22 protein-coding genes and 1 pseudogene are annotated in these 21,653 nt (G+C 70.0%); 11 read left to right on the forward strand and 12 right to left on the reverse strand.

Annotated features, from left to right (window positions below; all coding sequences use genetic code 11):
- Positions 1 to 92: 92 nt before the first annotated feature.
- Both ACPU2J_RS35385 and istB read left to right on the forward strand, forming a co-directional pair.
- Positions 93 to 1,649: an ISL3 family transposase gene (locus ACPU2J_RS35385; protein WP_423835067.1), complete on the forward strand. Its 1,557-nt coding sequence runs from the start codon at positions 93 to 95 to the stop codon at positions 1,647 to 1,649.
- On the forward strand, positions 1,646 to 2,419 hold the full coding sequence (istB, locus tag ACPU2J_RS35390; protein ID WP_420077943.1) for an IS21-like element helper ATPase IstB: 774 nt from the start codon (positions 1,646 to 1,648) through the stop codon (positions 2,417 to 2,419). The genes ACPU2J_RS35385 and istB overlap by 4 nt, the downstream gene beginning before the upstream one ends.
- Before the next feature lie 105 nt (positions 2,420 to 2,524).
- Here istB and ACPU2J_RS35395 read toward each other — a convergent pair whose 3' ends face one another.
- The 4 genes from ACPU2J_RS35395 to ACPU2J_RS35410 form a co-directional block, all read right to left on the reverse strand.
- The gene (locus ACPU2J_RS35395; RefSeq protein ID WP_423835068.1) at positions 2,525 to 3,247 is read right to left on the reverse strand and encodes an anti-sigma factor; all 723 of its coding nucleotides are present in this window, start codon (positions 3,245 to 3,247) and stop codon (positions 2,525 to 2,527) included.
- Positions 3,231 to 3,779, reverse strand: a complete 549-nt coding sequence (locus tag ACPU2J_RS35400; RefSeq protein ID WP_420082259.1) for a sigma-70 family RNA polymerase sigma factor — start codon at positions 3,777 to 3,779, stop codon at positions 3,231 to 3,233. The genes ACPU2J_RS35395 and ACPU2J_RS35400 overlap by 17 nt, the downstream gene beginning before the upstream one ends.
- 56 nt (positions 3,780 to 3,835) lie before the next feature.
- Positions 3,836 to 4,531, reverse strand: a complete 696-nt coding sequence (locus ACPU2J_RS35405) for a class F sortase (protein WP_423835069.1) — start codon at positions 4,529 to 4,531, stop codon at positions 3,836 to 3,838.
- Positions 4,532 to 4,614: 83 nt separating this feature from the next.
- Positions 4,615 to 5,445, reverse strand: coding sequence for a DUF4397 domain-containing protein (locus tag ACPU2J_RS35410; protein ID WP_423835070.1), 831 nt, complete (start codon positions 5,443 to 5,445; stop codon positions 4,615 to 4,617).
- 222 nt (positions 5,446 to 5,667) lie between these two features.
- On the opposite strand from ACPU2J_RS35410, the gene ACPU2J_RS35415 reads away from it, so the two are divergent.
- From ACPU2J_RS35415 to ACPU2J_RS35425, 3 genes are all read left to right on the forward strand, one after another.
- Positions 5,668 to 6,204 carry a hypothetical protein gene (locus ACPU2J_RS35415; protein ID WP_420077947.1) on the forward strand — a complete coding sequence of 179 codons (537 nt, stop codon included), beginning with the start codon at positions 5,668 to 5,670 and terminating at the stop codon, positions 6,202 to 6,204.
- Positions 6,205 to 6,473: 269 nt separating this feature from the next.
- Entirely contained in the window at positions 6,474 to 6,788 is a 315-nt protein-coding gene (locus tag ACPU2J_RS35420; protein WP_423835071.1) for a hypothetical protein, read from the forward strand.
- A 63-nt stretch (positions 6,789 to 6,851) separates the two neighbouring features.
- Positions 6,852 to 7,124, forward strand: coding sequence for a hypothetical protein (locus ACPU2J_RS35425; protein WP_420077949.1), 273 nt, complete (start codon positions 6,852 to 6,854; stop codon positions 7,122 to 7,124).
- Positions 7,125 to 7,223: 99 nt separating this feature from the next.
- Here ACPU2J_RS35425 and ACPU2J_RS35430 read toward each other — a convergent pair.
- Positions 7,224 to 8,371 (reverse strand): annotated as a pseudogene (locus tag ACPU2J_RS35430) (IS256 family transposase); the annotation flags it as partial.
- A gap of 1,016 nt (positions 8,372 to 9,387) precedes the next feature.
- Here ACPU2J_RS35430 and ACPU2J_RS35435 point away from each other — a divergent pair.
- On the forward strand, positions 9,388 to 9,975 hold the full coding sequence (locus ACPU2J_RS35435) for a hypothetical protein (RefSeq protein WP_420077950.1): 588 nt from the start codon (positions 9,388 to 9,390) through the stop codon (positions 9,973 to 9,975).
- Between the two features lie 230 nt (positions 9,976 to 10,205).
- Here the strand turns inward: ACPU2J_RS35435 and ACPU2J_RS35440 are convergent, their stop codons facing one another.
- Complete coding sequence (locus ACPU2J_RS35440; RefSeq protein ID WP_423835072.1) at positions 10,206 to 10,655, reverse strand: hypothetical protein; 450 nt, start codon at positions 10,653 to 10,655, stop codon at positions 10,206 to 10,208.
- Between the two features lie 474 nt (positions 10,656 to 11,129).
- Between ACPU2J_RS35440 and ACPU2J_RS35445 the strand changes: the two genes are divergently transcribed.
- The gene (locus ACPU2J_RS35445) at positions 11,130 to 11,744 is read left to right on the forward strand and encodes a hypothetical protein (protein WP_423835073.1); all 615 of its coding nucleotides are present in this window, start codon (positions 11,130 to 11,132) and stop codon (positions 11,742 to 11,744) included.
- Positions 11,745 to 12,694: 950 nt separating this feature from the next.
- On the opposite strand, the gene ACPU2J_RS35450 is transcribed toward ACPU2J_RS35445, so the two are convergent.
- The 4 genes from ACPU2J_RS35450 to ACPU2J_RS35465 form a co-directional block, all read right to left on the reverse strand.
- Entirely contained in the window at positions 12,695 to 13,327 is a 633-nt protein-coding gene (locus ACPU2J_RS35450; RefSeq protein ID WP_423835074.1) for a hypothetical protein, read from the reverse strand.
- An 802-nt stretch (positions 13,328 to 14,129) separates the two neighbouring features.
- Positions 14,130 to 15,284 (reverse strand): hypothetical protein, encoded by a 1,155-nt coding sequence (locus ACPU2J_RS35455; protein ID WP_423835075.1) that lies wholly within the window; start codon positions 15,282 to 15,284, stop codon positions 14,130 to 14,132.
- Between the two features lie 313 nt (positions 15,285 to 15,597).
- The gene (locus ACPU2J_RS35460; RefSeq protein WP_420077971.1) at positions 15,598 to 15,771 is read right to left on the reverse strand and encodes a hypothetical protein; all 174 of its coding nucleotides are present in this window, start codon (positions 15,769 to 15,771) and stop codon (positions 15,598 to 15,600) included.
- 447 nt (positions 15,772 to 16,218) lie between these two features.
- Entirely contained in the window at positions 16,219 to 16,434 is a 216-nt protein-coding gene (locus tag ACPU2J_RS35465) for a hypothetical protein (protein ID WP_423835076.1), read from the reverse strand.
- On the opposite strand from ACPU2J_RS35465, the gene ACPU2J_RS35470 reads away from it, so the two are divergent.
- Complete coding sequence (locus tag ACPU2J_RS35470) at positions 16,427 to 16,705, forward strand: hypothetical protein (protein ID WP_423835077.1); 279 nt, start codon at positions 16,427 to 16,429, stop codon at positions 16,703 to 16,705. The genes ACPU2J_RS35465 and ACPU2J_RS35470 overlap by 8 nt on opposite strands.
- A 277-nt stretch (positions 16,706 to 16,982) precedes the next feature.
- On the opposite strand, the gene ACPU2J_RS35475 is transcribed toward ACPU2J_RS35470, so the two are convergent.
- Positions 16,983 to 17,297 carry a winged helix-turn-helix domain-containing protein gene (locus ACPU2J_RS35475; protein WP_420077974.1) on the reverse strand — a complete coding sequence of 105 codons (315 nt, stop codon included), beginning with the start codon at positions 17,295 to 17,297 and terminating at the stop codon, positions 16,983 to 16,985.
- Positions 17,297 to 17,770, reverse strand: a complete 474-nt coding sequence (locus tag ACPU2J_RS35480; RefSeq protein ID WP_420077975.1) for a hypothetical protein — start codon at positions 17,768 to 17,770, stop codon at positions 17,297 to 17,299. Before ACPU2J_RS35480 ends, ACPU2J_RS35475 begins: the two co-directional genes overlap by 1 nt.
- Before the next feature lie 943 nt (positions 17,771 to 18,713).
- Between ACPU2J_RS35480 and ACPU2J_RS35485 the strand changes: the two genes are divergently transcribed.
- The 3 genes from ACPU2J_RS35485 to ACPU2J_RS35495 all read left to right on the forward strand — a co-directional run bounded on the left by ACPU2J_RS35485 (position 18,714) and on the right by ACPU2J_RS35495 (position 21,632).
- A complete protein-coding gene (locus ACPU2J_RS35485) occupies positions 18,714 to 19,475 on the forward strand; it encodes a hypothetical protein (RefSeq protein WP_423835078.1) in 762 nt (253 codons plus the stop codon).
- Between the two features lie 552 nt (positions 19,476 to 20,027).
- Positions 20,028 to 21,350, forward strand: a complete 1,323-nt coding sequence (locus tag ACPU2J_RS35490; protein ID WP_420077978.1) for a hypothetical protein — start codon at positions 20,028 to 20,030, stop codon at positions 21,348 to 21,350.
- Between the two features lie 57 nt (positions 21,351 to 21,407).
- Positions 21,408 to 21,632 carry a hypothetical protein gene (locus ACPU2J_RS35495; protein WP_423835079.1) on the forward strand — a complete coding sequence of 75 codons (225 nt, stop codon included), beginning with the start codon at positions 21,408 to 21,410 and terminating at the stop codon, positions 21,630 to 21,632.
- Positions 21,633 to 21,653 lie beyond the last annotated feature (21 nt).

Here is a 21,653-nt window from a genome sequence, read left to right on the forward strand (position 1 = left end):
ACGCAGCGTGACTGTTGATCTTCGATGGATGCCGTGCGATGTCGCCCGGAAATCGCCTGCGGTGAGTGGGGGCTGACCAAGAGTGCTTCGGCGTGAACGAAGTACGGACAACGCTCGAAGAAGTGCTGCTCGCATCGGTTGAGGGCGTCCACGTGGTGGCGGTCGAGGTGGCGGAGGCCGGTGGCCGGGTGGAGGCCTGGTCGACGATGGGCGGGGCGTCCTGCCCAAGCTGCGGAATGTGGTCAGTGCGAGTACACGGGTCGTACCTGCGGTTTCCTCGTGATCTTCCGACCGCCGGCCAGCATGTGGTGTTGTCCTTAAGGGTCCGCCGGTTCTCCTGCACTGACACGGCCTGCCCTCGGCGGACCTTCGCCGAGCAGATACCTGGCCTCACCCGCCGGTACGGAAGGCGAACCGAACGGCTGCGCTCGGCCCTCGCATCCGTCGGCCTTGCCTTGGCCGGACGCGCCGGCGCCCGGATGGCCGATGTCTTCGGCGCACCGGTCAGCCGCAACACCCTCCTGCGGCTGATCGCCTCGCTGCCGGATCCTGAGGCAGTGGTACCCCACGTGGTGGGCGTCGACGAGTATGCGCGGCGCAGGGGGCGGATCTACGGCACCGTGCTCGTCGACGTCGAGACTCGACGGCCGGTGGACCTGCTGCCGGATCGCGAGGCCGACACGCTGGCAGCGTGGCTGGCGAAGCGGCCCGGCATCGAGGTCATCTGCCGGGACCGTGCCGTCTTCTACGCCGAGGGCTCCACCCGCGGCGCCCCGCAGGCCCTCCAGGCCGCTGACCGGTGGCATCTGTGGCACAACCTTGGTCAGGCCGCTGAGAAATGTGTCTACCGGCACCGCGGCTGCCTGCGGCCCGCACCGGCCCGGCTGGCGGAGCCGGACGAGGCTGAAACGTCGCCTGATTTGCCTTCGCAGCCATGGCCTACGGGCCACCGGTTCGCCGAGCGCACCCGCGCCAAGCACGCGACCGTCCACGCGCTCCTGGCTGCCGGGCACAGTAGGAGGTCCGTCGCCCGGCAACTCGGCATGGGGCACAGCACCGTCCTACGGTTCGCCGGCACGGCTACGCCTGAGGCTCTGTTCACCGGACAGTGGCAAAACCGCCGGACGGCCCTCGACCCTTACAAGCCCTACCTCCATGACCGCTGGCAAGACGGCTGCATCCTCTCCCACGCCTTGGGCGACAGCGATCCGCTGCCCGGTCCGGACATGGACCTGGGGCAGGCAGCCTCCGGCCACGTCAAAGGGCCTGCCACCCTGGCACTGCCCTGGGAGCGACTGGACGACGACGGCTTCGAGCGCCTCCTCTACGACCTCCTGCGCAGCATCCCGGAGCACGAGGACGTCCAGTGGCTGATGCAGACCCGGGCGCCCGACCGGGGTCGTGACCTCTCCCTGGACCGTGTCCTCCGAGACGGCTCCGGTGGTGTGCGGACCGCGCGCGTCATCCTCCAGGCCAAGCACTGGCGCAGCCGGTCGGTGAACGCCCCTGCGGTGAGCGAGACCGCCACCGCGGGGAAGCTGTGGAGCCCCCCTCAACGACGTCGCCGCTGTCACTACGCGCCTGCATATCGATCATCCGCCGAGCGTATCGGCGCCCACCCAGACCGACGAAGGAATTTGAAACCATGACGTTTCCGCAGGCCCCGGCTCTGTCCGAGGAACTCGACAAGCTCATGCGTCGCATGCGCCTGCCCTACATGCGCAAAGCGGCCCCCGACGTTCTGGCCACCGCACGCGCCCAACGCTGGGATCCCGCAGAGGTCCTGCGGCTGCTGATATCCGAAGAGGTCACCGGCCGCGACGCCGCCACCCGGCGTCTTCGGCGCCACTCGGCGAACTTCCCCACCGGCAAGACCCTGGGCTCCTGGCGATCCGAGGACTCCACCATCCCCGAACCCACCCAGAACTCCCTGATCACCCTGGAATGGATCGGCCGCGCCGAGAACCTGGTGATCGCCGGCCCCTCCGGCACGGGCAAGAGCCACTTCACCGAGGGACTCGCCCAGGCCGCGATCGAGAAAGACCTGCGGGTGTCCTGGTTCACCCTGGAGACGCTGAGCGCCGCCATCGGCAAGTCGAAGGTCGACGGGTCCACCGCACGAACCGTCGCCCGGATCTGCCGCGCGGACCTCATCGTCATCGACGACATCGGCCTCCTGCCCGTCGGGGAAGACGCCGCCGAAGCGTTCTACCGCATCATCGACGCCGCCTACGAACGACGCTCCATCGCTGTGACCAGCAACATTCACCCCTCGGGCTTCGACACGATCATGCCGAAGAACCTCGCGGGCGCGAGTACCGACCGCCTCATGCACCACGCTCACCTCGTGACCACCACCGGCGACTCACACCGCCTCGCCGAGGCCCTCGCCGGGAAGGGAGTGATCCCCCTGAACTGACCCCCACCCCCAGGAACACCACTGGCCACACGCCTGGACTTCTGATGGCCACCAGCCTGGACACCCAACGGCCACCCACCTGGCCATCTCAATGGCCGTTGACACTCAGCCTGCGTAGGCGCCTCGGACGATGCTGTCGCCGGAGTGGTCCGGCTTGCCGTTGTACGGCTGGATCGAGACGTCCACGACGGAGTACTCGCGAAGGTCGATGTTGTCGGGGACAGGCAGGGTGGCGCGGCCGTCGGGGCCGAGGACGCCCATGGAGACGAGTTTGGTGTGGCTGTTGTCCATGAGCCAGACCTCGAAGTAGCCCGAGTTCTCGGGCAGGCCATTTACGGTGATCTGAAGCGATCGCCGCCCGCTGCGGTCGGTGAGGTTGGCGTAGCCGGCCGAGCTGGCACGCAACGAGTCGAGTCGCTTGCCCCCGGCGAGGGGCTGCGTTGTGGAGGTGTCGGGGCGGGTCATCCACCAGGTGATCGCGCTTCCCGCTGCCGCGCCGAGGAGTGCGGTGCACGCTGCCAGAGCAACGGCGAAACGGCCGATACGCCGTGCCGTCCTGGAGCCGGCCGGGACGAACTCGTGCGGGCGAGGTGGAGAGACGGGGAGATCCGCAAAGCGCAGTTCTGTCGCGATGGAGTCCCACATGCCGTCCGGGGGCGTGAGCAACTCACCATCCGCAGGGGTGGTGTGCAGGGTGGTGACGACACGGCGCAGGGTGTCGAAGTCGTGGCGGCAGGCTTCGCATTCGTGCAGGTGGAGGGAGGCTGCGGGGTCGGTCTCCTCCCCGAGTGCCATCATTGTCAGGGTTTCTTCATCGGTGTGCTTCACCGTCCACCTCCAACCGCTTCTTCAGACGCATCAGACCACGCCGGGTGTGTGTTTTGACCGTTCCGAGCGGCAGTCCGGTGCGCTCGGCGATCTGTGACTGGGACAGGTCTTCGTAGAAGGCCATCTTGAGAACGAGCTGCTGGTGCTCGGTGAGGTTTTCCATCTCCCGTGTGAGCGCGACGTAGTCGACCACCGACTCGGACGCTGGCTCCGAGCCTTCAGAGATCTCGGCTACTGAGGTGAGGGCTTCGACGTTCCGCTGGTTGCGTGACCGGCGGTTGAGCGCGTCGGCCACCTTCTTGTGGGTAATGCCCAGCAGCCAGGTCTTGAGGGATCCTCGCTGCGGATCGAAGGTCTTGCGGCTGTTCCAGGCTCCGACGAATACCTGCTGGGTGACGTCCTTGGCTTCTTCGGCGTCACCGAGCTTCCGCGCGGCGATGGTGTGGATGAGGGTGCCCCAGCGGCGGTACGCCTCCTTGAGGCAGGGTTCATCGCCGTCGGCGAACCCCTTGCCCAGCTCGTCGTCCGGCATCGTGGTCACGGCGGCAACACTAGCGGCAAGGACTTGCATGCCGCCCCACCCGGTCGTCACTTCATTACCTCCACCGCCGTGACGACCAGGTTGTTCTGATAGCCGCCGCGGTCCGCGAGGTACGGGCCGGCGCATGTGATCAGCGTCAGGACCGCGGGTCCCTCTCGGTCAAACACACCAGGGTCCACCACGAGCTCCTTCTTGCCGAGGGTCCGGCGCGCGGTGATCTCGTAGCTGATGGTGGTGCCGTCCTCGCGTACCACTTGCACCTGGTCGCCCTGCCTCACCTTGTTCAGGCCGAACAGGACTCCGAGGCCGAGGCCCTTCGCGTCGACGTGCCCGACGATGACCGAGGAGCCTTGATCAGCTCCGGGGGCCGGGGAGTAGCGGTACCAGCCGACCCGGTCGGGATTCTCCGGTACCTCCATCTGCCCGTCCGCGGCCACACCCACCGGATCGACCGGGGCACGTAGGCCGAGTCCGGGAATCGCAAGCGCGCGTGGCGTCGGAGGAGTGCGGAAGGCGGTGACATCGGAGGAGGCGACCGGCTCGGGTCGTACGGGCCCCGATGAAGGGGGCTGTTCCTGCCCTGACGGCAGCGGGCCGACCTGCGACGCTCCGAAGTCAGCAGTGCGGGACGGGCGGTCTGCGCGTGCAGTGGCGAGGAGCACAGCGGCCACCATCAGGATGACGCCGAGCACAGCCGCGACTGACCCCAGGGCCTTGCGGTGTTGTACGGAGGCCATGCCCATGTGCGGCCTTTCCGGGTGGAGGAGCCGTCCTGCGCGGGGCTCGCACAGGACGGCGTGTACAGGGTGAGGGTCGGAGGCGCGGGTCAGGCGACGTCGTTGCGGCGGCGCAGCAGGTAACCGGATGCGCCGATGGCGAGGAGGGCGCCGAGGGACAGGGCGCCGACCGTCATCTGCTGGTTGTGAGCAGCGGCCTGGCCCGTCTCGCCGGCCGGGACTCCGTGGGGTGCGGAGTGCATGCCGGTGATGGACTGGGTCTTGAGGGCGAGGTTCTTGTCGGTGGCGCTGCCCCAGGCGTAGACGATGGTGTTGCTGCCTTCGGCGAGATCCAGGGGTGCGGGGCCGATCGCCACGGTGCTCGTACCCGCGAGGACGACGTCGGCGGAGACCTTGCCGGCTGCTACCTCGCCCTTGGCCTCCTTGGGGTTCTGCAGATCCTTGAACACCGGTGCGCCGTTGGCGCGGACGTCGACGGCGGGGGCTGCGGCAACGTGCCGGACGGTCACCCTGGCCTTGCCTGCGGGAACCTTGGAGGTGTCGTTGACGAACGCGTCGAGCGCGGGCTTGCCGTCGACCGTCAGGTGCGCCACCAGCGTGGCGTTGGCACCGGCCGGGACCTCGACGGTCTTCTGGATGGCCGGGGTTCCCTTCGGGCCCTCTCCGTCCTTGAAGATCTTGATGTCGTACGAGCCGGCGTCCAGCTTCATCGGTTCGGTGAGCGTGCCCGGCGCGAAGTTCTGGAGCAGCTCCTTGTCGCCTGCGTACACGTCCACGGTCAGTCCGGGCACCGCGTGCAGCACCGACACCGTCGCCTGCTTGCCGGCGTCGGCTGCGGCCAGCGCGGGGGCAGCGGTGGTGACGGACAGCACGACGGCGACGCCGGCCGCGAGAACCGCACCCGTAGAACGAGCGTTCATAGCGATCATCCCCATCATTCGGTCGAGAAGAACTCGATCCCTGTGTGTGGGGAGGCATTCCGCCGCTCCATGCCGATCGGTTTCACCCAACCCTTGAAGTTTTCACAACCACCTGACGTGCCCGCTGGGATTGCGAGCCCCGGCCCTTGGCCCGGTTCCTCTCGCCGGCCGTGCTGGCCAGCCGGTGCGCGGCCGGGGTCAACGGGCGTAGCGTGGTGGGGTATGAGCGAGGTTGTGGAAGCCAGGGGTCCGATGGTTCCGCCGAGTTACCCTCCGAAGTCGCCGCCGCAGAAGAAGCCGGTGGAGCCGCCCCGGCCGCAGCCGGTGACGAAGCCGAAGTCCCTCACCGGGGTCCCGCCCCGACTGGTCGTCACCAGCCGGCGGGCCAGGGTGCTGGCATTCCGCGCGGACCAGTGGGCGGCGAAGAAGGCCGCCGCGCAGGCAGCCCTCGCCGTCGCCGAGTGGGACTACCCGCTGCTGGACGAGCACGACTTCCTCAAGACCGTCCACGGCCTCGTGGACACAGCCGTGACGGCCGGCGGGAAACGGGTTAGCGTCCACCTCGCCGACCAGGACGACAAGATCCTCGTCGTGGCCCTCAACCACCAGACCAGTGAGCAGGACGCGGCGGGATCCGTGCCAGCGGAGGTCGCGGTACTGCGCACTGTGGACGCGTGCGGCGCCCATACCGACCACGACGGTCACGCCTGGTGGGCGCTCCTCGACGCCCGGCCCCGGCCGAAGAAGCGTCTGGCGTAGCAGGGAAACGGGTGCAGGACGCAGTGGGCCGATTGGCCCCCTAGAGCGGGGACAAAAAAGGCCGGGGTGGATGCTGTCGACCGGGGCGTGAGCGGCGGCGTGTGACGGCGGCCGGAGTCCTGCCCGCGGTCGACAGCGCCACGGGGCCGGGAGCGGCCCGTCCGAGGACGGCTCCCAGCAGTGGCTATTGCACCCCTCTTCCGGTTCAGGCGCAGCGTTGACGCGCGGATATGGGCGTGAGCCGCACCCGGACAGGTGCTCGTGTCCTGGTGCGTGAGCCGAAGCACGATAGCTGTCACCGTCGGCCCCAGCGGTACGCCCTGCCCGCGACCGAGGGCAAGCGCAACGACCCGAGATGGCCGGCCTTCGCCCGGCGCCACGGCTTCGACATCGACCACTCCGTCCAGTGGGAAGTCGAAGCCCTCCCACCCGACGAACTCCAGCGCCTGGTCCTCGCCGCCGTCGCCCCCTACATCGACCGCGACGTCCTCACCCGGCAGATCACCCGCAAGAAAGAACAGCACCACACCCTCGCCGCCTTCCTGAACAGCTGGGACCCGGCAGGCGGGTCAGGACCGTCATAGCGCTGGCCGGGAGGCCCGGCGACCGCGCCCCGGCTGTCGGTAGCAGCTGGGAGGCTGAGACACATGGACAGGGATGAGGAGCTGCTGCGCGGCCGGATCTACGGCGAGGACCACGACCACCCGCGTCCCGGCCCCAAGCCCGGCCGGACGTACGTCGAACTCGTTGGCGGCCCGCTCGACGGCCTGCTGCTCGACATCACCGGCTGGACAGCGGACGAGATCCAGACCGGCGTCGCGCTGATGACCGAGCTCGGGCAGTTCCGCGGCGGCCGGGCCCTGCACGACCCACGCCCCGGCGAGCGGAACCGCTGGGACTGGTCCGGCGACACGCCCTGACTTCCGCTCGTACGGCAAACGACTCGTTCCCGGGGCCGTCGCTCCTGTCTACCAGTGGAACCGTGGATTCTGCGCTCGCCACTGCGCGAGACGCTCGTGGGCGGCCTGCTCGTTGGGGAAGTGGCCGCGGGCCTTGACCGCCCGGCGGATCCGGGCGTTCACGGACTCGATGGCGTTGGTCGTGCAGACGATGCGGCGGATCTCGGTGTCGAAGCGGAGGAACGGGGTGAACTCTTCCCACGCGTTCTCCCAGAGCCGCACGATCGCCGGATACTTCTTACCCCAGGTGTCGGCGAACTCGGCGAACCGGTCGAGGGCCGCGTCCTCGGTCGCCGCCGTGTATATGGGCTTGAGCACCTTGGCGATCTTGTCCCGGTCCTGGCGGGCCGCATAGCGGAAGGAGTTCCGCAGCAGGTGGACCACGCAGGTCTGCACGACCGTGCGGGGCCAGACGGTCTCGACCGCGTCGGGCAGGCCCTTGAGTCCGTCGCAGACGAGCATGAGGACGTCGTTCACGCCGTGGTTCTTGATCTCGGCGAGGATGTGCATCCAGTGCTTGGAGCCCTGACCGCCGTCGCCGGCCCACAGCCCCAGGATGTCGCGGCGGCCTTCGACGGTGACGGCCAGGGCGACGTAGACAGGCCGGTTGGCGACGGCTCCGTCACGGATCTTCACGTGGATCGCATCGATGACCACCACCGGATAGACGGCGTCCAGGGGCCGGTTCTGCCACTCTGCCATGCCCTCGAGGACCTTGTCGGTGATCGTGGAGATCGTCTGGCGGGAGACCTCGGCGCCATAGACCTCCGCGAGGTGGGCCTGGACCTCGCCCGTGGTCAGGCCCTTCGCGGACAGCGATATGACCATCTCGTCCACGCCCGTCAGGCGCTTCTGCCGCTTCTTGACGATCTTCGGCTCGAAGGACCCGTCGCGGTCGCGGGGCACGGATATCTCCACCGGCCCGACCTCGGTCAGGACAGTCTTCGCGCGGGTGTCGTTGCGGGAGTTGCCGCCATCTTCCCGGCCGGATCGTGCTTGTCATAGCCGAGATGGCCGGTGATCTCACGTTCAAGGGCGGACTCCAGCAGCCGCTTCGTCGGCTGCTGCAGCAGCCCGCCGTCACCGGTCAGCTGCAGGCCCTCGGCCTGGGCGCGGCTCACCAGCTCGTCGATCAGCCGGTCGTCCACCGCCCTGGCCCGCTGCGGCGCAGCCGCCTCGACGGCCTCGGTCACGTTCTCACTGGTCATCGGTGCATCTTCCTTGATCGGGAGTTACACCGAACGATTGCGGGGGCGGGCGGCGAACACCCCGGCCCGTGCGACGGCGGGCTGGGCTGCTGCCGGTGCGCGGGCACGGCCGGCTTCCCCCGGCCACCGCTGTCAAGCCCCGACTTCCCGTGCCGTGCCATGGCCGGCGAAACCGGCGCTAATGGAAGACCGAACCATGTCGCCACCAGCAGCCGTCTGCGGAAGGACCCCCCACGATGCGCCCCTCCCGACCCCGCCACCTGGTTCCGCTGGTCGGTGTGGCCGCCGCGCTACTCGCTGGCCTCACGACCACTTCCGCTTCCGCCGCCCCGGATCCCCGCTCCACAGTGACCGCCGCCGCGCGCCAGGCCCCCGCTGCTGAAGCCCTCCCCGACCAGGCCCTGACCTACATAGACCCCACCCGGCCGGGCGGCTCCTCGGCCAAGGACCGCCAGCGAAAGCGCGGGGGCTACTGCTGGGGCCCTATTTCCCTCCCCTGTTATCGCTATTCGCCAACGCCTTCCACCGGCCAGACCGGCCATGACGCCACTCCCGACCCAGCCGCAGGCATAGCCGACGTCATGATCTGGGGCGACAAGCGCAACCCCGCCTCAGGCATCGCCGACGCAATGACCGGCTAGGTGTATTGATCACGAGCGTTGTTAGCACGGGCGGCCCGCATCCGGTCGAACGACTCGTTCGCGGCCACGGCCTCGTCGTAGACGGCCTCGATCTCGGCCTGCCGCTTCCGGGCGGCCTCGGCCCGCTGCTGCTCTAGCTGCTCCCGGTGCTGTGCATCGAGGCGGGCGACCTCAGCGTTCTGGATGAGCTCGTTGCCGGCCGGGAAGTTCAGCGACGCCGAAGAGGACGATCCACTCGAACTCCAACAGCTCCGTGAGGGCTGGCTCGCAGAGCGGCTCGCGGAGGGCTCGCGAGATGGTGCCGGTCACTCCGGCGTGACCTGACCAGCGGAAATTCGGTGGTGTGGGGTACTCGGCGCGTGTGACGGTTCGGCCATGGGCAACTCTCAGGCGTACCCCGTCTTCCGTACCAGCGACGCCGCCACGGCGTACGCCAAGGCCAGGGAACTGTGCACGCTGTTGTGGGAACGTGAGGACCGGGTCTGTCTCTTCACCGAGTTGCTGACGGTGCAGGATGTCCGGCGGATGGCGGCGGTCCTGCCTGGAGCAACGTTCGAGTACACGGGGTGGCGGACCGGCCCGGCGGGCGAGGACCTCTGGTTCGATCTCGACGTCACGACGGCGGACGACCGCGCTCTGGAGCCACACCTGCCTCTGGACATCTTGGGGATGAAAGCTCCGGTGGGCGTGGAGGACCGCTTCGTGGCGGCACTGGGCCGGGGCATGGCCGCCATCGACTGGTACGGCTCGTGGCCGGATCGTCCGGAGGCGGGCCAGTACGCGGATCCGAAGTACGACGGTGTCCAGGTCGTCTTCCACGGCGACAATCCCGATTTCGCCTCCCCGACGCACGACCACACCGTCTTCGTCCACGTGAGCAAATGGGGCTGCCTGTCTCGGGCCCAGGACCTGGCCTCCCGCATCGGCGGCAAGGTCCTGGGCGAGCCGCTGCGCGGCTGGTGACGGAACCTGGTCCGGTCTCGGTACTGGTGCCCTCATGTGGAGGTGTCGCAGCTTCTCCGGTGGTCAGCGGCTGTTTGCCGACGCCCTCGGTCAGGCCGAGCGGAACAGATGTGTTGCCCCTGTCGCCGAGCGCGCCAGCGCGGAGCTCGCGGCGTTGACCGCCTGACCACCAGACCGGCCCCGTCACCGGTATCCGAGGCCGCTCGGCTGCCCGAAGACCGGCTATCCGGCTATCCGGCTTCCGGTCGAATGGCAGCCGGTGCGTCGTCGGCTCGGCGGCGTCGGTGGTACGCGACGGTGAGGATCGCCAGGAGCGGGCCCCAGGCGAGGAGCGGGGCGTACGTCGTCCACAGCGCCCAAGCGGCCGGGCCGCTGGTCGGGAATCCTTCGCCGTTCTCGTTCAGCGGTTCCACGAAGCCGAAGATCTGGTTCAGCACGCCATACGCGCAGAGCATCATGATCAGCGCTGCCCCGAGTGCAGACGGGATGACCACCGCCGGGATCGGGATCCTCCTACCGCGCAGCTTCGGCACCCAGTCGGGGACGACTTCGCCCCACGGCCGCACCAGCCCGAGTGCGAGGAGCGCGAGTCCCTCGGAGACCACGGACAGCCCGATCACGTACGGGCGTTCCCACACCGCCCACTGGTAGTCCGCGTCGTAGCCGGCCAGGCCAAGCACCAGCGCGACACGCCACAACCCGGAGGGTAGGACACACAACGGAATGGCATGAGCGACGCGGACCGCCCAGCGGGGGACGGGCTCCACCGGCCTGAGGCCGGCCGGAGCGCCGACCGGCATCCCGGCTGCCGTTGCTGCCGCTGTGCCCCTGATAGGCGTGCTCATGTGTGCCCTCCCCCGACGAACTCCGACATTGTCGATCTTCGTGTGCGGAGCGGTGCTGGTCGTCCGCCGCCGGGTTGACAGGCCCTCACCCATGCGAAGGACACCGAAAGCGACCACAGGATGACCAGAGCAAGGCCGCAAAAGCCAAGACATGCCAGGGCCTCGGAGGAACACCCGAGGACTCCCGGCAGTCGATGCTGTCGGCGCGTACAGAGTTGGCCCAGCGTTCGTCGGTGAACTTCGCCCAGCAGCCGGTGGAGACGGGACCGCGGGCGCCGGCCGGCACCCGCGTGTGGCAGGGTGCCGTTCATGTCCTCCGGCATCTCGTACCCCGTCTTTCGCACGTCCGACCCCACAGAGGCCCTCGCCGTGGCATGGCGGCTCATCGCGCTGGGTGAGTGCGAGTACGCGGAGGTCTCGGTGGAGGCAGAACTCTGCACGGTCCCGGAGGTGCTGCGGCTGCGCCGGGGACTGCCGGACGGCTGGTTCCGCACGGAGAACGACGACTTCTGGGCGCGCGAGCGTGACGATCCGACGCAATGGCGCTACGAGTACCGCGCGTCCGAACTCTCCGGGGATCCGGACGACCTCGGCCCCATGCTGCCGATCTGGGTGTCGGTGCTGGACCAGTCCCTCGGCAGCGTCGAGGACTCGTTCGCCGGGCTGGTGGGTGCCAACTTCGGTTCGATCAGCTGGCGGCAGCTGATCTGGCCGCAAGCGCCGGAGCTCGGGTACGACGGCCGCGTCGAGCACGACAGGGTCACCCTGGTGCTCAACTGCAACGCCGAAGGAACGGACCTGGAGGCCGGCACGCACACGCTGTGCATCGGCCTCCAGCGGGGGCCGGAGGCTGAGGGATACGCCGCCTGGCTGGCCGGGCACCTCGGCCGGACAGTCATCGGACCGTCGTACGAAGCCTTCTGACGCGACGGAACCCCCACGACCGGCTGGACGGTACGGGGCTGCAGTGGTCACCATTCCGGTCCCCACGGCATGCCTGCTGTCACCTCTCCGCCGTATCGTGGACGAGGGGCTGGTCGGGCCAGCGCCGCAGACATGCGAGGGCTCTCAGACCGGCCCGTTCGTGAGCTTGGATGGCCCAGCCTCAACCCTCGCCGGGCAGCCCACGCTCAAAGCAAGGCCATCTCGGCGACGGACGGTGCCACCAGCAAGGGCCGTGTTCCCCGCGGAGGTGACGTACTTCTGTGAGGGACACCAGCCAGCTATTCTCCGCTGCCGAGACGCCGAGCTACTCAAAGGGCGGCGGGCCGCTCGGACAGATCCAGGTCGTCGGAGACTGTGAGGCCTTCGGTCAGCGGCCCCCACATCGCGCGGGCGTCCGCGCTCACCGCCACCGGCTCCGCAGCCGGGGCCCGATCGGGAGCAGCGGGGGCGGGGGTGGCCTCGGGCCCCGCAGGCGCGGCGTACGGGTTCGCGGCGGGGGCGGGGCGGGCGGCGGGCACCCCGGCGGCCGGTGCGGCGGCGGGCTGGGCCAGGAGGGCGGCGACGGCCTGGTCGACGCCGACGCCCTGGCCGTGCGCGGCGGTCAGGAACCCAGATCAGAGGGATTCACTTCGCTCTCTACCGGCTGAACAGCAGTCTCTTGAAGGACACCATCGTGTGCGTCCTCCAGGACACCGAGGACGACGAAGGCGCGATCAATACCCTGCTCACCGCCTTGGGGATCGGACCCGACGCAGTGACGTACCGGGGAAATGTACGAAGCGACGAGGCCCAGTGACTGCCTGTCGGACACCAATTAGGAGTCAGGACCCCGGCATGTTTTGGTCCCGAGCCGCCAGGTAGTGGGTCCAGCTGTCGTTGGCGTAGTTGGCCCAGCGGTTGGCAGTGCTGGGGTGGAGGCCGAAGAGGTCTCAGGTGCGGTTCTCGTCGACGAGCCCGATCAGGACATTCCTGTCCGGTACGTCGAGTGCCGGTATGCGCAGCCAGTGGAACGGGAACCCGTACGCGCCGTCCTCGGCCGCCCTGTACTCCATGCGCAGCAGCGCACCCAGCTCGCTCTCGTCCTCGTGGGCGATGACGACGCTGTAGCGGCACGAGGTGATGCTGTGCCAGGAGATGTTCTTGCCGTCGTGGCGCAGCCCGTCCGCGGTGGCGGTGAGCGGGCCGAACTCCACCTCCTCGCCGGCCGCGAGGGACCCTCTGGCCCGGGCGAGGTGCAGCGCGGTGACCGGGCCCCGGATCCGGTCCACCAGAGGTGCAATGGCGGCGGGCGGAGACGGGGGCATGCGGCCCGAGAGGAAGACGGCCTCGGGTGTGGCGATGGGCGGGTGGGTCATCCGCGAGGCGAAGACTGTGCCGTCGGTGAACTCCATCCGCAGGGCGTGTACCCACTGCGTGACCACCGTGCCGTCCGGTGCATGGCTGGCGTCGACGTCGTTGGCGCACCACAGGCGGGCGACCTGCGCCCACCGGTGCACGTGGGGGCTGGCCGTGCGGTCGTCCTTGGTGAGCACCACCCGGTCGCCGAACGCGGAGAGCGTCATTGCCTGCGGTCCGTCGGGCCCGGCGGCTTCTCCGGCCAGCGTCCCGTGCACCGGCCCGGCCGGCAGTTCACGTCCCGGTCCGGATCGTGGTTTTGCAGTCTCCGGTACGTCACGCTCACGCGTGGCCCGTCTGCGCCACCAGGCAACCATGTGTCCCTCGCTCGGTAAGGCGTCCCGGCTCAGCCGGTGTTGTGCGCCTGAGGTCCCCGACCCGGCCCGACCCGGCGTCCGCTCTCTTCCCGGGTGGGTTCCGTTGTCCGCCCGGTGCCGGTCTTCCCGCCCTGTCCGCGCCACGCCGTCCTGGTCAGGGCCGGCAGAACGAAGTGCGCCCGTGGCATGCCGGCGTGGCCCGCCCGCCATGCGGCCGCGAACACCAGTCCGCAGCAGGCCCCTGTGGTGGCAGGCAAGGAATTCTGCACGGTCGGCTCGCTGCCCCCGGATCACAGCGGATGGCAGGCTGCAGGCCATCAGGGGCGCCGGACGGGATGCCCGGCTGAGCGGGGGCAGGGGCGGGGACTTCTGCCAGGAGGGCCAGGGCGAGGGCCGTGACATCGGCGACGGAGCGGGTGCTGGCGGCCTCCTGCACGATCCGGGAAGCGAGCCCGGCCCTTCCCCGCCGGCCTTCGGGCCCGTGACCAGAGCGGCTGTCTCGGCCGGGGGCCGCTTCACGGCGGCCTGCCCTACTGATCCTCAGCGGGCCTCCAGACCGCCCGCCCCGGTAGCGCACCCGCCCGAGCGTTTCCGCCGCCCCGCCCAGCGCCCGTCACGCCTGACCGTCCCACCGCCGTGGCTCGTCATGCCGTCATTCTGACGGCTGGACACCCTCCTCGGGGTTCCCGGCGGCGAGTGCTCCGGCGCGCAGGCGTTCCAGCACGTCCGCCGGGGTGATCATGTACGCCTTGCCGGCGATCGACTTCTCGAACCCGGCGCGGGTCAGTCGCCACACCCCGCAGGCCTCCCGGCCGGTGACGCCGAGGGAGTTCTGCACCCGGGGATTGAACAGGTCGAGGTGGTGGAGGGTCAGGCCCGGCTTCACCGACTGCGCGGTGCGGGCGGATCCCGCCTGCTCGTGGTTGGCGAGGACGCTGATCACGTGCGCCACGTGGAGGGCGGGCAGTCGGCCTTGGGGGGCGTCGGGGTGCCGGAAGACGTGCTGGGAGCTGTACGAGTCGGTCTCCGGGCGGACCTCGAAGGGCGTGTCGGCGAGGGTCCCGAGGAGGTCGAGGACGGATCCGCCGCCGGCGACGGCGCCGCCGAGGGCGTGGCGAACCCGGTCGACGAGGCGGTCCTCGTCCTCGAACGCCTCGTACTCGGACCGCGCCAGATCGACTGCGTGCTTCTGATACCAGTCCGGGATCCATTCCGGCACATCGTTGGCTTCGTCGACCGGGCGGGGCGTTACGCCGGCCATGTCGTGCGGGGCGTGCGCGTCGAGGCGAATCAGCGCGCGGCCGGGCAGGCGGGTGTACAGCGGGCTGTCGGGGACCAGGACCTGCGTGGCGTTCAACCACAGGCGCAGGTCCGGGCCTTCGTCGCCGGCCAGGCGCCAGATCGCTTCCAGGACCTCGTCGTCGTCCTCCGCGACGCGGACGGGAGCGCCGAAGCGCTGCGTGACGGCGTCAACGTGCTCGCGCCACGCGGTGCGCGCGAGGGCGAGGACTTTCGGGTTCTCCTCGGCGTTCTCCGCCTCGATCACGCAGGGCACGTAGCGCGCCATCCGCACGGGGTTGAGGAAGTCGCTGCCCCGCCCGTACAACTCGAAGGGGGTTCCGGAGCGGCTGTGCAGGGTGATGACGGAGTCGATCTCGATCTGGGTGAAGTATTTGACCTCGCCCATCCATCCTGCGAGGTCGCCCTCCCGGACCGGGGGCCCGGACCACAGCACGGGGTTCGGCAGGCCTATGAAGGTGGCCGCGTCCCGAACCTGCCCCGGTGTGTCCTGCCAGGCAAATCTCACGATTGTTCTCCCCGTTGAGCGATGATCAGCTGATCATCTTAGGGGGGGTTTTTCGGCCACGGCCGCCATGTTTCCCGAAACGCCGGGATCCCGCCCGGTCTTTCGACGGGACGGGATCTCGTGACGTTCCCGAGAGCTACTCGCGAAGTACCGTCTGTGGGCTGTTCGAGGCTGCACGGACGCGTAGTTCGGTGAACCGGCGCGGACGGGCCGGTTCACCGGTAACGGGTCCGGCGGCGGGCAGGCCACGGCCCGGCGTGCGCACCGCTCGACCCGTGCGCGGCTTCGCGGTCGGGAGCTGGGGGCCGGCCGGTCAGGGCGGCGGCGGCGCGCGGCCGGCGGCTTCTGGGGCGGCTTTCGCCTGTGCCCGGCGCTCCTGCGCGCGGTGCCAGTCGGCGGCGGCCTCCACCGCCTCCACCAATGCGGTCAGCAGGGTGAGGACGACCTCGGCGCCTCCCCCGCGGCCGGCGCGCGGGGCATACTCCAACGCTCGCGCGGCCGCCTGCCATCCGGCGCGGGCGCGGCCCTCCAAGCTGCGGACGCCGGGATGCGCAGGGGCGTCCCGGCCCTCCTGGCCGCTACGTGTCGGCCGGGTCCGGCAGCCTGTAAGCGTGGCGGAGGGCCACCTGCAGTTCCTCCAGCCCGTCGAGGTCCTCGTGCGAGGTCCTCGTGCAGCGGGGGCCCTGATGTCGGGGACGGCCGCCCGGGCCGCCCACGCCCGCAGAGCGCGCAGCGCAGTCTCAGCTTCGGCCGCGGTCGTGCTCGCCGCGTACACCGAGCAGCCCTCGTTCTCGAGGAACTCCCCCGCCTCGGACTCGGGACTGCTCCGGGTAGGCCTGCAGTCGCGGCCCTTGCCGGATCGGGGCCGGATCGGGAGCAGCAAGGGCGGCGGGAGCGGCCTGCGGCGCGGTGGACGCGGCGTACGGGTTCAGGTTCAGGGCGGGGGCGGCCTCGGGCCTGCGGGCGCGGCGTACGGGTTCAGGTTCAGGGCGGGGGCGGCCTCGGGCCTGCGGGCGCGGCGTACGGGTTCGCAGTGGCGGCGGGGCGGGAACAGCGGGGGCTGCGTACGGGAGACCGGCAGACCGGCCGGCAGCGCGACGGCGGGCAGTGTCCGTTCGAGGTGAGCGTCGTAGCCTCTCCCCGTGCCCACTCTCCTGGACCTTCTGCAGTCTCTCGACGAACAGCCCTCTGAGGGGCTGATCCACGCAGCCAAGCCCTGGACAGCCGCCTCTGCAGGGGCCGTCGCAGCGCTCGACGAACCGCCACCCGGCCTCGACTACCTGCTCGAAGCAGAACTGGTCCACGACGTCCTCGAGGTGTGGTCCTCCTGGCGCGACGGAGCCCAGCCCACCGCGGCAGAGAGATGCGAGGCGGTCATCCACTACGCCGAGTACGACGCCTACCTCGACGTACGCCTCTGAACACCGCCCGCATCCACTGCCGGGCCGGGCCTCCCCGCAGCAGTGTCGGCCCACTGGTCGGTGCCCGCCGCGAGGTGCAGGCCTGGCTGCCACCGCCTGGCAGACGGTCCTGGCGGCCTGCCCGGGCCGGGGGGGCGGAACAGGCTCAGGCCGGCCCCGGGCCGTCGACACGCCTGTACCCGCGGGAACTTCCGCCCCGGGCCCCGCGTCGTACCGGGCATGATCGAATCCGCGGACGGCGAGGGCGTGGCCGACGTGCCCTCTCCTCGCACGCGATCTAACCGAAGTGGCCGGAGCCCGGATTCCGCGCCGCCGCCACGATCCGCTCCAGCGCCCAGGCGTGGCGCTGGAATGCCTGGCGTCCGTAGGCGGTGAGGCGGAGGTGGGTCTGCCGTCCCGTGCGGTTCCGTGTCTTGCGGACCTCGACATACCCGGCGGCTGCGAGCGCTGCCACCTGCTTGGACAGTGCCGAGTCGCTGGTGCCGACCGCGTCCCGGACGAATCCGAACTCCGCCCAGTCGGCCGGAGCCAGGAGCGCCACCACCGAGAGGCGCGCCGGAACATGCAGGAATTCGTCGAAGTCGGGATCCATCAGACCTGAGCGTCCCTGCGGATGACGGTCCCGACGAGAGGGCGCACAACGTAGGAGGCGGCAACTGCCGTCAGGGCGGTGACGGCTGCGGCGAGCGTGTGCCGTGCGGGAAGGGCGAGAAAGTGGGCGGCGATGACCACCGTCCAGAAGAGCACGGCGAGGAGGACTCCTGTGGCCGTGTAGAACAGCGCCTCCGAGCCGACGGCCTTCCGGCGGACGGGGGCACGACGCCGGTACACGAAGAGCCCTCCCAGAACCAGGCCGTTCCCCGCCAGGACCGCGGCGGTGTTCCAGGGGCTCGGCAGGTCGAAGGAGGAGCAGACGGCGAACAGACCCAGCGCCGCAGCGATCAGGTAAGGGCGTGAGTAGGCGTGGCGCAGGTATGCGTCGAGGGTCTGCTCCTGATGGCGGTGTATGGCGTCGAGGGCAGCCTGAGCGTCGTGGTGGGGCGCACGAGCGACGTCTTTGGTCATCGATCCTCCAAGTATTTTCTCATGAGGAAAATACTACCTTCTTTCCCGTCAGGAAAAAGGTGGTGGCCAACGCACCGAGGTACACCGGGCCCGACTCGGCGCCGCAGCCCGCTCGTCACCTGCTGCCCGCTCCCGGACGCCCGCGAGCGGCCACGGGCGAGAGCCGACCAGGAGGCCCGCTTCCCGCTCCGGTTTCGCGCTCCGGCAGGACCCCCCGACCATCGCGACCACCCGGGAATGCGCGGCCGGCTGCACCTTGAGCTGCTTCAGGGCGCGGGACCGGCCGCCGCAGTCAAGGTCGCCTGAAGGACCGCAGGTTCCTGTTCTGCAGTCCAGCCCGGCCCGCCGGCTGTGCCGGTATCACCCACGCCCGGCACCTGGGCCGCGGCGAGCACATGAGCGACACCGTCCAAGCCGTCGCCGGACTGCTCTCACACCCCGAATGCGGCAGCAACTGCCCAAGTCCTCATCGGTCCGATCGGCCCGATCGGCCCGATCGGCCCGGAGATGGTGTATCACCAGCGCTTCCGCTCCACGGACTTCCGACTGCCCAGAGTGGTCTTCTCACATGAGACGCTGCACCGGGACACGCAGGTCAAGGACAACGAAGAGCTCATCGCCACAACTGCGCACACCGCCTACTACGGGCAGTTGCCCCTTAGAGCAGCCGCGTCTGGCGGCTTCCCGCACAGAACAGTCCTGAAGGCTCAACACCGGGCTGATGGCGCTGTTGAACACCCGCGGCGCCCACAGTCGGCAGCGGTTGGCGCGTTCCACCGGAAACGTGCGGCCCGGCGCCGCTGCCACCTTCCTCAGCCTCACCCCGGACGGCAGAAGACCGATCCGACCACTGCGGCGGGCGGTATGCCGGCTGCTCGACGGGGTGGCCGGTTCCCGTACCATGCACCGCACTATTGAACGTGCTCAAATTTCGGGGGCTCTGGTGGGGGGAAAGACGAGGGGACGCCGGCTCGCCGTCGTCCTGTGGCCAGTGCTCGCGGTGGAGGTCGCGGGCCTGGTGGGGACGTTCACGCTCGCGGACACCGCCGTGCCGGTGCCGAAATACGACGGCCCTCTCGTCAAGGAGTGCGCAGTGCTCCTCGTCCTGGCCTTGGCGGTCCTGCCGGGCGTGGTCGCGGTGCTGGCGCTGCGCGACGGCCGTAACACCAATGCCGTCTGGCGGGCAGCCGCCTCCTGGATCCTGGCGCTCGCACTCCTGGTCATACTGCTCAGGGCGGGCACGGGGCTCCGGGTCGTCTGGTGCGCCGTCACGATGGCGGCCTCGTGCGCGGCCACCGTCCTGTGCACCGAGAGCGCGACGGGGCTGCCGGTCCGGCCGTCCCGCGCCGCAGCCGTCATCGCCGTCGTCGCGCTGGTGGCGGCGGTCAGCGGCTCCTGCTCCGGTCCGTACACGGACTATCCAGGGGTGTGGACCGCCCCGAAGGACGCTGCATCCCTGACCCTGACCGAGCAGACGGCGGCCGGGCAGGGTGGCCGGTACACCCTGCGGGTCGGGACGTGCACGGAACAAGGCAGATGGGTCCTCGACTACCCACAGATGTCGACTTCGGTCCAGATGCGGCTGCACCGGGAAGGCGAGCTCTCGTGCGTTCCGACCGCACCGGACACCTGGGTGCGCATCGTCGGCGGCACCCGAGCGGCTCCGGTCATCGCGCTTCCCGGGCTGCTTCTGACGAAACAGTGAGCGGGGCCCTCAGAGCCGTTCGGGGCGGCCCCCGGCCACCGGGCACGGGACGCCGCCGGGCTGCCGATCCCGACGGCGACGCCACTCCGGTGGCGGGTCGTCACGTGCTCCCGAAGGCGGGCCGGCGCTGATCTCCCTACCGTCTCCGGCACCGCCGCAGGCGCAGCAGTGCGGGCCGCCGCCCGACGGGGCGACGGCCCGTCCGGTCCCCTCACGCGGACCCGGCATCGTGCAGGGCCCACGGGCGGCGGTGTGCTCGTCGCGTTTGGCCGGGACCGAAGAGGAACTCCAGCAGCGTGGAGGTGTCGTCGCCCGTCTCCGGCTTCTTCGGCATCACTGTCGTCCCAGGCTTTCGGGAGTTCGCCGTGCGTTCCGGAGCCGTACGTGCCCGAGCCGCCCGAAGTCCTCCCGGCGCCTCCCGCAGGGCCGCTGCGGCGCTGGGGCCTTCCCCCTCCACGCCCCACATTTCACGTGGAGGATGGGGCGGGGGTGCTGGTAGCGTCCATCTGCTGATCGCCAGTCGGCGACACAGCGGTTCACATGGGGGGAACAGTGGCAACTCGTCGTGCCCTGCTGGCCTGCGCCGCAGCGCTGGCCGCCGGGAGTCTCGTACTGGGCGGCACCACGGCCGCGCACGCGGACAGCGGAGTCACCGGCATCACGGTCCAGGAAGCTCGCAACGACTGGACCAACAACGGCAAGATCGTCCTGTCTTTGACCGCGCCGAGCGCCGTCAAGGACGTCAAGGTCAGCCTGTACTCGATGGAAACCCAGCAGACCGTGGCCACGGTGGGGAACTTCGAGCTGACCTCCGGCACCGCCGAGAACGGGACGTGGAAGAACCGCGGGCGCATCCAGTTGCCCGATCTGGGCAGTTACCGCATCGACGTGTCGGCCTCCGACGAGGGTGGCGACACGCTCTCCGCGGCCGGCGTGGGCTACTTCTACTACGCCGTGCAGACGAACCTGAAGGACACGAAGGTCGACCGGACCACGGTCGACTACCAGCACCGCACCGTCACCATCAGCGGTCACCTGATGGGGCAGTGGCCGGGTTCCGGTGCCATCACGCCGATGGGCGGGCTGACCGTGGAGGTCAACTCGTACAGGGAGCACGCGCAGGTGACGACCGCGGCGGACGGCAGCTTCTCCGCCACGCTCCCGGTCACCAGCCAGTACCAGAACAGGATCGAGGCTGCCTTTCGGTACGACCCGAACCACGTCTTCTACAACCAGTCCGCCTCGAAGACGTTCCCGATCAAGGTGAAGAAGACCGCCACCAAGATCCTCCAGACCCCGAGCGAGAGGAAGGTCCCGTTCAAGGGCACGGTGAACTCGACCAGCGCCACCCTGCTCTGGAACTCGCCCACCGGCTGGCAGCCGCTGGCCGGCAAGACGATGGGCTCCAACTCCTTCGGCGACTTCGTCGAGCGCACCACGGACGCCGGCGGCAACGCGCTCTTCCCCGCGACCCAACCGCTCTGGGGCAACTCCTCGATCGCGGTGGGCTGGAGCAGCGACGACCTGTTCCTGGCCGACGCCCAGGCGAGCGTGGACATCATGGTCGTGCAGCCCGCCGCGTTCCGGTCCCTCACCGCGACCCGCTCCGATGCCGGGACCGTGGAGGTCGGCGGCAGCATGGAGTTCGAGAGCGCGACGCCGGGCACGATCCCGGTGAACATCCAGTACTCCGCCACCGGCAGGGGTGGCTGGACCACCGTTGCCACCGCGCCGGACGCCGGCTGGAACGGTGAGGGCTACGCCTTCTCCGCCACCGCCCCGCAGGCAGGGGCGGGTTACTGGCGTGCGACCTTCACCGGCGCGCCCCAGTTCGACAACGCCGTGAGCCAGGTCGTCTACGTTGCCGCTCCCTGACGGCCCCGCGGGCCGGTCCGCAGCCCCCGCGGCCGGCGGCCGGTCCGCGAGCACGGCATGACGAAGGACCCGCCTGCGGTCGCAGGCGGGTCCTTCGCGCGTCCCCCGGCCCCGCCCACGCCGGGCCCTGCAGCCGGCTACGAGATGCGGTCCGCTGCCCATCACGCCCTGATCGCCACCGCCGTACGGCCGGGCAGCCGGTGCCCCGTCGCCTTCTTCGCCCTCCCCGAACGCGGCGGACGCGAAGGGCACGCCGACCACACCACCGTTGCCCGGGTCTGATCCGGCCTGGCGCCGGCGACC

The organism is Streptomyces manipurensis (assembly GCF_049570255.1).
In the GTDB taxonomy this organism is placed as follows: domain Bacteria; phylum Actinomycetota; class Actinomycetes; order Streptomycetales; family Streptomycetaceae; genus Streptomyces; species Streptomyces manipurensis.

Bases quoted from the DNA above. Each gene is read 5' to 3' on its own strand.
- istB (WP_420077943.1), top strand. From the start codon at position 1,646: ATGACGTTTCCGCAGGCCCCGGCTCTGTCCGAGGAACTCGACAAGCTC.
- ACPU2J_RS35400 (WP_420082259.1), bottom strand. From the start codon at position 3,779: ATGCCGGACGACGAGCTGGGCAAGGGGTTCGCCGACGGCGATGAACCC.
- ACPU2J_RS35405 (WP_423835069.1), bottom strand. From the start codon at position 4,531: ATGGGCATGGCCTCCGTACAACACCGCAAGGCCCTGGGGTCAGTCGCG.
- ACPU2J_RS35410 (WP_423835070.1), bottom strand. From the start codon at position 5,445: ATGAACGCTCGTTCTACGGGTGCGGTTCTCGCGGCCGGCGTCGCCGTC.
- ACPU2J_RS35415 (WP_420077947.1), top strand. From the start codon at position 5,668: ATGAGCGAGGTTGTGGAAGCCAGGGGTCCGATGGTTCCGCCGAGTTAC.
- ACPU2J_RS35425 (WP_420077949.1), top strand. From the start codon at position 6,852: ATGGACAGGGATGAGGAGCTGCTGCGCGGCCGGATCTACGGCGAGGAC.
- ACPU2J_RS35435 (WP_420077950.1), top strand. From the start codon at position 9,388: ATGGGCAACTCTCAGGCGTACCCCGTCTTCCGTACCAGCGACGCCGCC.
- ACPU2J_RS35445 (WP_423835073.1), top strand. From the start codon at position 11,130: ATGTCCTCCGGCATCTCGTACCCCGTCTTTCGCACGTCCGACCCCACA.
- ACPU2J_RS35450 (WP_423835074.1), bottom strand. From the start codon at position 13,327: ATGACGCTCTCCGCGTTCGGCGACCGGGTGGTGCTCACCAAGGACGAC.
- ACPU2J_RS35475 (WP_420077974.1), bottom strand. From the start codon at position 17,297: ATGGATCCCGACTTCGACGAATTCCTGCATGTTCCGGCGCGCCTCTCG.
- ACPU2J_RS35480 (WP_420077975.1), bottom strand. From the start codon at position 17,770: ATGACCAAAGACGTCGCTCGTGCGCCCCACCACGACGCTCAGGCTGCC.
- ACPU2J_RS35495 (WP_423835079.1), top strand. From the start codon at position 21,408: ATGACGAAGGACCCGCCTGCGGTCGCAGGCGGGTCCTTCGCGCGTCCC.